Raw genomic sequence first — 11,618 nt, 5'->3', positions numbered from 1 at the left:
ATTCATGGGCCACCTGTACGTTCCATTGATTTTATTTGATCAACAAGCTTGCTCGTATCTGGAATTTCGATCCCCAGCCTGCGCGCCACTGCTTTATTGACACTCACGGAAAAATATTTTGGCCAGACTTCTTTTGATTCGCTGCCTGCACAATCAGACCGCAGGCAGCCCAGTATTTCAGCGGTCTGGCGTCCGATATCTTCTGGCTTTGAAACCAGACCGGCGATAGCGCCAGCCTGCACAAATCCATCAGAAAAGGCCACAATCGGCAATTTAATGCGGAAGGTCGTCAGCAATACCGCCTGCACTGACTGGCTATTGAATAGTTTGGCATCCGGCAAGGCCAGCAACACATCGACATCACGCATTTTCTGTTGCAGTGTCGTGATTATCTCGCCCGATTCCTCTACTTTGAATGCCTTGATCGTGAAACCCTTTGACTGCTCTCGCAATCGCAAATACTGAGCTTCAGCTTCACTTGAATACACCAGACCAATGACAACATCCTGGCGGTTAATAATCTCGTGGATGAGCGCCAGGTATCGTTTTAGTGGTTGATCAAGATACAGAACAAACGCGCTTTTACGCGCTGATTTAGCATCACCAGCTCCGAGCCAACGATATGTCGCGCTAGGCATTAAGGTATAGAGTACTTTTGCCTCGCCGACTTCGAGCGATTTCACCTTTTGGGCTGCACCAACCCCAACGGCAACAACAGTTCTATATCCCTCAACTTTCTGCCCCGGATTCAGCTCACGTTCTTGCCGCACAACCAATTCTTCATTCTGACCTGTAGATGCCAGCTCATTTCGCAGACCATCCATGTAGTGTTCATAGAGTGGCGCTTCCCCACTGAGCACCACCAAGATTTGTGCTGAAGCAGTTCCGGAAATCAACAAGGCGAGTAATAGCCATGCCAAACGCCACTGCCTCCCCATGACAGTGATGACTTGAGAAGTTTTAGGTCGCAAACACATCAATAATTCGTTCGCCAAAGCAGTGATTCCGCGCCATCCTTTTTGGATGTTTATTTTCTGGGCAGAAATGTATAGTTAGTTCTTAGCCATCCAAAATCTACCAGATTTTTGGCATAAATAGCACCCAATATCGATGGCTCGGAGTCACAAGGCTAACAGAGGGAGGTAAGAGACTGGCTGTCTCTAACTGGCCAGTTTATTGAAGATAGACCAGGATATCGCTGGCGTGATAGCAGCCATCACTCCCCATCACCCCATAGAGGTCCAATCGTTGGCCTGCCTGGAGGATGGACAGCGATTCCCGTGAGCCTGACAGGCTGCCATCCGGCGCCGTAATCACAGAGAAGACATTCACCGTTGCCGCTGGAACAACACAGTAATCTCCGGCACTGGTGCTGACGTTAAAGCCAGCGGTACTCAGGTGCGTCAAGGCACCATTAAGCATTCCATTGTTATCTGCATTGATGTCCAGATAGATGACGCCCGTTTCAATGGTGTAGTTGACCTTTGTTCTCACCAGCACACCTTCGACCTCGACTACCTGCCCGACCAGCATGGCCGACCAATCGAGCTGGACCCCATCGCGCGAGAACAATTTGGCACTGGCTACCGGTACAATCCTAAAAACACTGCCTGCGATATAGGTCTGCGCAGCATGAATCCCGAAATAGAATATATGGGTACTTGCATCCGGGGCAGCAACCACATCGCCCATCGCATGCCAGAATGCACCTTTCGGTCCGAATTCGATCGCCTCCGTATCCAACCAGGTAACACCATTCATCATTCGCACGCGACCAAACCCAATGCCACGTTCCAATTTTGTCACTTCACTCAATGCAAGCGTTCCCAGCCCCGAACCATAAGCCGCAGTAGGATTATTGAAGTAAAGACCGGTTTTGGCATTCACCTGCATGGTTATGCAATTCGCTGCCACATCCTGAATATTACAAACTTCAACCTGTTGCCTGGCGACATCGACTTTTGTGACATCACCTTCGATGCGTACTACTTTGCCCACCGGCTGATTTATGGTGGATATCATGTCAATGATGTCTATGAATACAACTGGACGGAAACGATAATCATCATGTTCACGATGCGATTTATCTTCCTTCTGTGAGTCATTACTTTTATCTGCCGCATGCTCAGAATCAGGCTTCTTGTCATTTTTCTTGTTCGACTTCGAGTCCTTATCGTCACCCGAATTTTTATCAGCCTCGTGATGACCTTGTTCATCCCGATCATGACCCACGATATGAATTGATTTTTTTGCGTCAACATCAACCTGGATGACTAAAGCTTTACCAGGCGCCAGCACAAACGACTTACGTGGATTCAAATCCAACTTGCCATTAGCCAGCAAACGCGGATGGATACGTTCCACTTCACCATCATCATCCACCTTGACCAGCTCAACATCTTCAAGATGCATCCTGATCTTTTCATATACGCCTGGGGGCACGGCATTATTGGCAGCGAATAAATCAGCGGTATTGCGCAGGCTGAGCAAATCAATCGTGCGTAAACCCTCGAACAGTGGCACATTGCTGCCATCCACAGCCAGCAATTCAACACGGCTGATGGTTAGATTGATCTGAGCGAATTCATCGGTAGGTGCGTCCGTGAGCAGCAATGCCACCGAAGCGGTGGTAGGCGCTGGAGAGGTTGTGCCTGACGGAGCCGCCTTATCGGTTGTTTCACCACAACCAACCAAACCTAACCCCAGGATTAGCCCCAGAATCAGGATCCCCCAGATTTGCAGCTTGATTGGGTGGCAAAACTTCATGGCGCACCTCCTATTAGGTTATCGACCTGTCAGAGGGGGCTTACTAGAGCAAGCGTGAGACCTGGCTCACACTTTATTAACAAATGTTAAACATTTAAAAACAACTGGTTACACGCATTATGAGACGCAGTTCACGTCTTTAGAGGCATACCAGGGGCATTCTGGGATTGGGTGTATAACAGCGAGCCTGAATCAGGGCCGGGGGACTTCCCGGCCCTGAGGGACTAAAAGAACCTGAAAGGCTAGTCGTCGAATCCGACCTTGATCAGGACATGGTTGGCAATCAGACAGTCATCCCCATAATATTGGCCATAGGCATCCAGATCCTGACCATTGGCCAGAGCAGCCGTGGTGACCTGTTCGGTTAGCAACTGGTTTCCGGATGTTAGTTTGAACACGGCTGCATTGGCAGCTTTGACACAACGATCACCGCCCGCATCGTGAATGGTGAACTTCATGGTCACTGGATCAAGGCCACTGATCGCACCACTGAGCTGAATATCAGCCACCACCGGATCGACAAAAATAATCGCTGGCTTGAGCAGCTGATCAGGTTCGGCATTGAGATCAACAACACCCTCGACCATCACTTCAGCATCCTTTGTCAGCAGCGATTGGCTCTGCGGCACGCCATTTTTGTTCAACAGCTTGGTCGCAGCCACTGGAGTCACATGCAACACCGTACCATCGGCATAACCCTGACCGGACGCCAGCTTCAGATCAAAACTGTTATCACTGGCCACTACACTGTTGATTGTGCCTTTGAGACGGGCAAAACCTTCGGCCTCAATGACCAGGGCATGAATATGGCGGTAATGCTCTTCGCTCTCATTGTCGCTGAGACTGTGGCCTTGGTGCTGAGCATCATGCTCTTCTTTATCATCATCTTCGTTTTCATGCTTACCATGGAAGAAACCGACAACGGTAATCGACTGCTTCAGCGCCAGCGTTTCAAACGCTACGGCATCGCCCAGACTATTAAATACAACGCCGGTCTGCTCAAGTGAAACGTCTATGCAACGTTTGCTGCCATCGTCATCTCCCAACGGCACGTTCTTAATCCAGGCCACATCCAGATTACAGAGACGCAAATCATGATTGGCAAAATCGATCCGATTGATATTACCGCTGATGCGCAGCAATTTTCCGGAAAATGCCCCATTGATGATATCAACGAAAATGACAGGCCGGAAAATATAGCCGCCATTACCCGTCTGCACGATATGAATCGATTTTTTGGCATCGACATCGATCTGTAACACCAAGGTCTCACCTGGAACAACAGTGAACTCACCGCGTGGATTGAGATCAATCTTGCCGTGTCCCGGCAGCTTGGGTTTAATGGTTTCGAGCACATTACCCGCCGCATCCTTTTTCACGAGTTCGACATCACTCACCTGCAAACGAATCTTTTCATATTTGCCTGCGGGCACAGATTGATTCAGGGCGAACAATTCGGAATGCAACTGCAAGGCCAGCAGATTAACCTTCTGACCGGTCGGATTGTTGTACAAGGTGACATGCTGACCATCGCCCAACAACTCGACCTGGGTCACAGTCAGGTTGATTTCCTGAAACTGGGCGTTGGGGGCATCCGTCAGCAGCAATGCCACTGAGCCGGTCGTCTGGGTCTGGCCACCCGTATTCGCAGTATCTTCCCCGCCGCCGCAGGCCGCCAACATCAAAGCTGCCGCGCCCACCATCCAGGCACGGGCTAAATTCATCAGGTACTTCATATTTCACCCTCAATAGTCTTATTTTGAAGGTGGCCATTCTAACAGAGCATCCCCCCGACTGGGCGTCGCTGGGGGGCGACAGATTGATAGCCGACCGAAATCACAATCCGGGACGGCCTTTTTTGGAGGAAGCGGTGAGAGTAATGGTCAGGGTGATTCATGAATCGCCCTTACGCCCCCTCAAAGGTAATAACCAAAGGCCTCATTGAACCGGTCATCGAATGCCTGCCGGTCAAAGCGATGGTTCTGGGTGCCGTGGCACTCGATCTTGAGCGCCCCCATCAGCGAGGCGATGCGGCCGGTGGTCTCCCAATCCATGCCGTGGAGCAGACCATAGAGCAGGCCGGCACGATAGGCGTCTCCGCATCCGGTGGGGTCCGCCAGTTGCTGTGGCTTGGCGCAAGGAATTTCATGACGGTGCTGTTTGGTATAGATATGTGAGCCGTTACCACCGAGGGTGACGATCAGGGCATCCACATATTCGGCCAGTTCATGCGGCGATTTACCGGTGCGTTCCTGCATCAACTGCATCTCGTAATCATTGACCGTGACCCAGCTCGCCTGCTCGATAAAATTCATCAAGCCCTTGCCATCGAACATTGGCATCCCTTGACCTGGATCGAAGATAAACGGCACGCCCAACTCGGCAAACTGGGCAGCATGTTGAATCATGCCATCGCGGCCATCGGGCGAAACGATACCCAGCTTCACGCCCTTGGCATCGCCAACATTATTTTCGTGAGAAAAACTCATCGCCCCAGGATGAAAGGCAGTAATCTGATTAGCGTCAAGATCGGTGGTAATGAACGCTTGGGCAGTATAGCTATTTTCGATTACCTTGATGTGCTGGCGACTGATCCCATTCTGATCATACCAATTCGCATACGGCTCGAAATCAGTACCGACGGTTGCCATCGACAGCGGATCCCCCCCCAGCAGCTTGAGATTGTAGGCGATATTACCGGCACAACCGCCGAACTCGCGGCGCATCTCCGGCACCAGGAACGAGACATTCAACATGTGGACCTTGTCTGGCAGGATGTGATTCTTGAACCGGTCGTTGAACACCATGATGTTGTCATAGGCAAAAGAGCCGCAGATGAGAACCTTCATATTATTACCTTCCTATAATTAGATTTAGCGTAAAAGAATAATCAGCCAAATGACGGCTACATTGACTAGCGATACAAATACGGCGGCGGAACCAATATCTTTGGCGCGGCCCGATAACTCATGATGATCGCCGCTGACACGATCTACCACTGCCTCAACGGCTGAATTCAATAACTCAACCATCAACACCAGCAGCAAACTGCCGATCAACAACGCCAGCTCGATATTTGATTTCGCCAACCAGCAGGCAAGTGGCGTCAACAATATTGTTAACACCACCTCCTGCCGGAACGCCGCTTCATGACACCATGCCGCCTTTAATCCTTGCCGGGAGTAACCGGCGGCCTTGATCACACGCTGGACGCCGGTGTCGCCGGGCTTAGCCATGTACAGCCGGTTTCCAGGTCAGATCCAACTCACGCGCGGCGCGCACATCATCCAGACGCCGCACCGGCAAGGTGTATGGCGCACCCTTGAGATGATCTGAATTTTCACGCGCCTCGTGTTCGATCTTGGTCATGGCATCGATAAAGCCATCCAGATCCTGCTTGGCCTCGGTTTCCGTCGGCTCGATCAACAAACACTCCGGCACCAGCAACGGGAAGTAAGTCGTCGGCGCATGGAATCCGTAATCGAGTAACCGCTTGGCAAAATCCATGGCTGTTGCGTTGTACTCTTTCGCCTGCCGCTTGAGCGTAATGATAAATTCATGCGTCGCACGCCGTTGCGGATAGGCCGCATCAAACCCGGCCTTGCGCAACTGTGCCATCAAATAGTTGGCATTGAGCGTGGCGTAATCACCGACTCGCTCCATACCCTCGCTGCCCAGCAAACGGGCATACACGTAGGCCCGCAACAACACACCGACATTACCGCTAAAGGCAGACAGCCGACCGATGGTTTGCGGCCGATCTTTTTCCGTCAACCAGCGGTATTGCTTGCCATCATAATCAACCACTGGCACCGGCAGAAACGGAACCAAGCGTTCACTAACGCCGACCGGACCCGCGCCTGGACCGCCGCCACCGTGCGGCGTGGAAAAAGTTTTGTGCAGATTCATGTGTATCACATCAAAGCCCATTTCACCCGGACGTACTTTACCGAGAATGGCGTTGAGATTGGCACCGTCGTAATACAATAGACCACCGGCCTCATGCACAATCCTGGCGATTTCCTTAATGCGACGCTCGAACACACCGAGCGTCGACGGATTGGTCAACATGATACCTGCCGTTTGCGGCCCCACCGCAGCCTTGAGCGCGTCTAAATCGATGTCGCCATCATCCTTGGTCGGCAGTTCGTGTACCTTGTAACCACACATCACCGCCGTCGCCGGATTGGTACCGTGCGCTGCATCGGGCACAATGATCTCGGTACGCGCATGATCGCCGCGCGCATCGTGATAGGCACGAATCATCGCCACACCGGCGAATTCACCTTGTGCGCCAGCAGCCGGCGTTAACGACACGCCCTTCATGCCCGTGACTTCCTTCAACATCTCCTGCAATTCATACAGGCAGGCGAGCAAACCTTGGCCACTGGATTCCGGCGCCAAAGGATGACGCTGCGCCAAGCCCGGCAACAAGGCCAGACGATTACAAATGCGCGGATTGTATTTCATGGTGCAGGAACCCAGCGGATAGAACTGGGTATCAATAGAAAAATTACGCTGTGACAAACGGGTGTAATGGCGCACTACCTGCAACTCAGATACTTCTGGCAACAAGGGGCGTTGTTTGCGCCGCAATGCCGCCGGAATGGCAGTGACATCCGCCTTGGTCTGCGGCATTTGCGCAGGCGCGTAACGGCCGGGAGTGGATTGTTCAAAAATCAGCTTCATCGTCATCTCCTTAGCCCAACACTTCCGTCAATACTGTGGCATAACGCTCAATATCCGCCGCCGTTTTGGTTTCTGTCGCGCACACCAGAATGGCATTTTTTAATTCCGGAAAATCACGCCCTAAATCGTAACCGCCGAAAATGCCTCGCGGCGACAGTTCCTCCAGCACGCTAGCCGCCGACTGTGGCAAGCGCAGCACAGATTCATGGAAAGTCGTGCCGTTGAAGACGCGTTCAACACCACGAATCTTGCACAGACGCTCAACCAACGCATTGGTATTCGCATGACTCTGTGCCGCGACACGCTCCAGACCTTCTGGCCCGATCAATGACATATAAATCGTCGCGGCCGTCACCATCAAACCCTGATTAGTACAAATGTTCGATGTTGCCTTCGAACGGCGGATATGTTGCTCACGTGCCTGCAAGGTGAGTGTGAATCCGGGCTTGCCATCGAGATCCACCGTGCGACCGATGATGCGCCCCGGCAATTGCCGCACATGCTCCTGCTTGCAGCAAATAAATCCAAAATAGGGGCCGCCACTCGATAACGGAATACCCAGCGGCTGGCCTTCGCCGCAAGCGATATCCGTTCCTGCGCCACCCCATTCACCTGGCGGCGTGAGCAAAGCCAGCGTGGTCGGATTAACAACGCCAATACTCAATACGCCGTTGGTCCGCGCCCAATCAGCCAGTGCATCAACATCTTCCAGCACGCCAAAGAAGTTTGGCTGCGGGATGACCAGCGCCGCGATATCTGTACCTGCATACTTGGCCAGACTCTCAGGCAGAGTACAGCCCTTCTCCGCGCAATACGGTATCTCCACCAACTCAATGCCTTGATGCCTGACAATGGTATCAACCACTTTGCGATATGCTGGATTGAGTGTTGCCGGCACTAGCACGCGCTTGGACTTTGATTTGCGATGGGCCCGTACCGCCATCAGCACTGCCTCTGCCAGCGCCGAAGCGCCGTCGTAAAGCGAGGCATTGGAAACATCCATGCCGGTGAGGCTCGCCATCATGGTTTGATACTCATACAGCAACTGCAAGGTGCCCTGACTGGCCTCGGCCTGATATGGCGTATAAGCGCTATAAAACTCGCCACGGGTGGCGATATCCCACACCGGTGCCGGGATGTGATGTTCATAGGCACCGGCGCCGATGAAATTCAATCCCAGCGCATCACCGGCGGCACGCTCCGCCATCAGGCGCGAAATTTCCATTTCGCTCATTCCGGCAGGAATATTGGTCAGACCTTTGATCCGCAGCTCAGCGGGGATCTCGTCAAATAACTGCTCGATGCTGCTAGCGCCAATGGCTGCCAGCATTTCTTGCACGTCACGTTCTGTATGTGGAATAAACGGCATGATGGACTCGCTAATAAACTTAATTAATGTTCTTCGGCCACGACTTTGGAATAGGCAGCAGCATCGAGCAGACCATTGACATCGGCAGGATTCGTCAGCTTCAACCGCATCAACCAGCCTTCAGAATAAGGTGCCTTATTGACCAGATCGGGATTGCCTTGCAGCGATTCATTCACCTCGACGATTTCTCCCGCCAACGGGCTGTAAACATCAGACGCCGCCTTCACCGATTCCACTACCGCGCACTCCTCACCGGCGCCGATCTTGCGACCCACTTCTGGCAAGTCGACAAACACCATATCACCCAGCAACTCCTGAGCATGATCGGTAATCCCGATACGAGCGGTACCATCTTTCAGCACCTCAACCCATTCGTGAGTTTTGACATATTTTAGATTTGCGGGAATGTTACTCATGTTTTTTATTTCCTTTGTTGATTTTGAAAAGTTTAATCACAATTCGATACACGATTTTCCATTACGTACAAACGGCATTTTTACCACGCGGCAATTAAGCGCCTTACCACGGACATCAACCTGGCAGCGATCAGCCACCACCGCATCGACACGTGCAAAGGCAATGGAACGATTCAACGTCGGCGAAAAACCGCCGCTTGTCGTTTCACCCACAACCTTTCCATTCAACTGCACCGGCTGGTGCGAGCGCAATACACCACGCTCTTCCAGCACCAGGCCGACGAACTTACGCAAACCGCCTTTGATCCGTTGCGATTCAAGCGCGGCACGACCGATAAACTGGCGATCACCTGGCTCAAAGGCGATCGTCCAGGTCAAGCCAGATTCCAGCGGGCCGACGGTTTCATCCATGTCCGAGCCATAGAGATTCATGCCCGCTTCGAGACGCAAACTGTCGCGCGCGCCCAAACCGCACGGGCGAACTCCGATTTTACTCAGTGCTTGCCACAGTGCCGCCGCCTGCGCAGCAGGCACCATCACTTCATAACCATCTTCACCGGTATACCCCGTACGCGCGATAAACAACTCTCCGGCGGCGCCCGCAAAAAATGGTTTCAGATTCGCCGCCACTTGTGCCTGTTCCGGCGTAAATACCTGCGCCGCCTTGGCCCGCGCTTGCGGCCCCTGCACGGCAATCATCGCCAATTCTGCACGCTCTTTGACGTCGATATCGAACTTGCGTGCCTGCTGTTCGATCCAGGCCAGATCTTTAGCACGTGTCGCCGCGTTGACCACAACGCGAAAAAAATCTTCTTGCACGAAATAAACGATCAGATCGTCGATGACATTACCATCGTCTTTCAGCATGCAGCTGTAAAGCGCCTTACCGGATTGCGTCAACTTGGCGACATCATTGGCTAACAAATAACGCAGAAACTCGCGCGTGCGTGCACCGCGCAAATCAACCACCGTCATGTGCGAGACATCGAACATGCCCGCGCCCTGGCGTACGGCATTATGCTCCTCGAGTTGCGAGCCATAATGCAGCGGCATTTCCCAGCCAGCGAAATCAACGATTTTGCCGCCTGCTGCGACATGTTCGGCATAAAGTGGAGTTTGTTGCGCCATCGATTTAATCCTTTAAAATGTATAGCCGTCTTCGGCGTGATATGAAGAGCGAACAAGGGGGCCCGCTTTAACCCAAGAAAAGCCTATATTCTTCGCCTCTGTTTCGTAATCTGCAAATTGTTCTAACGTAATGTATTCCTTGACCGGCAGATGAAATCGCGTCGGGCGCAAATATTGTCCCAGCGCTACCCGTTTCACACCCACAGCGCGCAAATCGCGCAACACCGCCAGCACTTCATCCTGCGACTCGCCCAGACCGAGCATGATCGCCGACTTGGCCTCAACGCGCGGTTGCTGCGCCGCCAGCGCCAGCAAATCCAGCGAACGTTCGTATTTTGAACCTTTGCGCACCGTGCGATAGAGGCTGGGCACAGTTTCGACATTATGCCCCCAAACCAACGCATTGCCAGCAACCGCATCGCAAATCGTTGCCACCGCCGATATCTGATCCTGCTGAAAATCGGGGGTCAGAATCTCCAGCCCAATCGTCGACTGTTGCAGACGCAAATGACGCAAGGTGGCCGCAAAAATTTCCGCGCCGCCATCGGCCAGATCGTCACGATTGACCGACGTCAGCACCACATAATCCAACCCCAAGCGCGCCACGGCGGCAGCCACACGCGCTGGCTCATCCTGATCTACCACACCTTCAGGACGGCCGGTCTTCACCGCGCAAAAACCGCAGGCGCGGGTACAGACATCGCCCAGCAACATAAACGTCGCCGTACCACGGCTCCAGCACTCGGCACGATTCGGGCAACGCGCCGATTCACACACCGTATGTAGTTGTTCGCCATGAACCGCCCCGGCTGTCCCGCCATAGTTCCCCTCACCGCCCAAGGGCTGGCGGATCCAGGATGGCATACGTCCGACATTCGGCAATGCCGAATGATCGAAGACCGGGATGTTGATTTCACTACGGGACATTAGGGCTCCATAAACGAAAAAAGGGCGACAGGTAAGCACAAAGCTTACCTGTCGCCCCTCTGTCCATTTTACCTGAGAGTTAAGACCTGGATGGTCCAGCCCCTTCGGTGGGCCACCTTTATCATTCAGGGGACCGCTCTCCAGAGTCAACCACCGTTCACAGTCCTGAGGCCTGAGCGATTCCGGGCGGGTTGCGCCTTCGGCGTCCCCCTGGCGGGGCCAGACGGGGAACTCTCCCATGAGCGGTAGCGGTTGAGGGAGACACTATACCTGCTGACAGGGGCAAAACCAAGCAGGGGAATCCCTTGCAATCATGTAGGGTG

10 protein-coding genes and 1 riboswitch are annotated in these 11,618 nt (G+C 52.9%); all 10 genes read right to left on the bottom strand.

Going from position 1 to position 11,618, the window contains the following annotated elements; genetic code table 11:
- Positions 1-2: 2 nt before the first annotated feature.
- Positions 3-920, bottom strand: a complete 918-nt coding sequence (locus tag HY272_12215) for a hypothetical protein (protein MBI3773450.1) — start codon at positions 918-920, stop codon at positions 3-5.
- Positions 921-1,173: 253 nt separating this feature from the next.
- A complete protein-coding gene (locus HY272_12210) occupies positions 1,174-2,766 on the bottom strand; it encodes a DUF4382 domain-containing protein (GenBank protein ID MBI3773449.1) in 1,593 nt (530 codons plus the stop codon).
- 242 nt (positions 2,767-3,008) lie between these two features.
- Complete coding sequence (locus HY272_12205; GenBank protein ID MBI3773448.1) at positions 3,009-4,502, bottom strand: DUF4382 domain-containing protein; 1,494 nt, start codon at positions 4,500-4,502, stop codon at positions 3,009-3,011.
- 180 nt (positions 4,503-4,682) lie between these two features.
- Positions 4,683-5,615 (bottom strand): carbohydrate kinase family protein, encoded by a 933-nt coding sequence (locus tag HY272_12200; GenBank protein ID MBI3773447.1) that lies wholly within the window; start codon positions 5,613-5,615, stop codon positions 4,683-4,685.
- A 24-nt stretch (positions 5,616-5,639) separates the two neighbouring features.
- Entirely contained in the window at positions 5,640-6,002 is a 363-nt protein-coding gene (locus HY272_12195) for a diacylglycerol kinase (protein MBI3773446.1), read from the bottom strand.
- A complete protein-coding gene (gene gcvPB / locus HY272_12190; protein MBI3773445.1) occupies positions 5,995-7,461 on the bottom strand; it encodes an aminomethyl-transferring glycine dehydrogenase subunit GcvPB in 1,467 nt (488 codons plus the stop codon). The genes HY272_12195 and gcvPB overlap by 8 nt, the downstream gene beginning before the upstream one ends.
- 4 nt (positions 7,462-7,465) lie before the next feature.
- Positions 7,466-8,824 carry an aminomethyl-transferring glycine dehydrogenase subunit GcvPA gene (gene gcvPA / locus HY272_12185; GenBank protein ID MBI3773444.1) on the bottom strand — a complete coding sequence of 453 codons (1,359 nt, stop codon included), beginning with the start codon at positions 8,822-8,824 and terminating at the stop codon, positions 7,466-7,468.
- Positions 8,825-8,847: 23 nt separating this feature from the next.
- Positions 8,848-9,240, bottom strand: a complete 393-nt coding sequence (gene gcvH / locus HY272_12180; protein ID MBI3773443.1) for a glycine cleavage system protein GcvH — start codon at positions 9,238-9,240, stop codon at positions 8,848-8,850.
- 36 nt (positions 9,241-9,276) lie between these two features.
- A complete protein-coding gene (gene gcvT / locus HY272_12175; GenBank protein ID MBI3773442.1) occupies positions 9,277-10,368 on the bottom strand; it encodes a glycine cleavage system aminomethyltransferase GcvT in 1,092 nt (363 codons plus the stop codon).
- Positions 10,369-10,380: 12 nt separating this feature from the next.
- Positions 10,381-11,295, bottom strand: coding sequence for a lipoyl synthase (gene lipA / locus HY272_12170; GenBank protein MBI3773441.1), 915 nt, complete (start codon positions 11,293-11,295; stop codon positions 10,381-10,383).
- A 150-nt stretch (positions 11,296-11,445) separates the two neighbouring features.
- Positions 11,446-11,544, bottom strand: a riboswitch (glycine riboswitch).
- Positions 11,545-11,618: the final 74 nt, after the last annotated feature.

This window comes from Gammaproteobacteria bacterium (assembly GCA_016200485.1).
In the GTDB taxonomy this organism is placed as follows: domain Bacteria; phylum Pseudomonadota; class Gammaproteobacteria; order Tenderiales; family Tenderiaceae; genus JACQEP01.
Note: the sequence above shows the minus strand (reverse complement) of the source record. Positions and strands in the feature narration are given on the sequence as shown.

Excerpts from the sequence above, each read along its gene's own strand:
- HY272_12195 (MBI3773446.1), bottom strand. The coding sequence starts at position 6,002 with ATGGCTAAGCCCGGCGACACCGGCGTCCAGCGTGTGATCAAGGCCGCC.
- HY272_12200 (MBI3773447.1), bottom strand. The coding sequence starts at position 5,615 with ATGAAGGTTCTCATCTGCGGCTCTTTTGCCTATGACAACATCATGGTG.
- gcvPA (MBI3773444.1), bottom strand. The coding sequence starts at position 8,824 with ATGCCGTTTATTCCACATACAGAACGTGACGTGCAAGAAATGCTGGCA.
- gcvT (MBI3773442.1), bottom strand. The coding sequence starts at position 10,368 with ATGGCGCAACAAACTCCACTTTATGCCGAACATGTCGCAGCAGGCGGC.
- HY272_12210 (MBI3773449.1), bottom strand. The coding sequence starts at position 2,766 with ATGAAGTTTTGCCACCCAATCAAGCTGCAAATCTGGGGGATCCTGATT.
- gcvPB (MBI3773445.1), bottom strand. The coding sequence starts at position 7,461 with ATGACGATGAAGCTGATTTTTGAACAATCCACTCCCGGCCGTTACGCG.
- gcvH (MBI3773443.1), bottom strand. The coding sequence starts at position 9,240 with ATGAGTAACATTCCCGCAAATCTAAAATATGTCAAAACTCACGAATGG.
- lipA (MBI3773441.1), bottom strand. The coding sequence starts at position 11,295 with ATGTCCCGTAGTGAAATCAACATCCCGGTCTTCGATCATTCGGCATTG.
- HY272_12205 (MBI3773448.1), bottom strand. The coding sequence starts at position 4,502 with ATGAAGTACCTGATGAATTTAGCCCGTGCCTGGATGGTGGGCGCGGCA.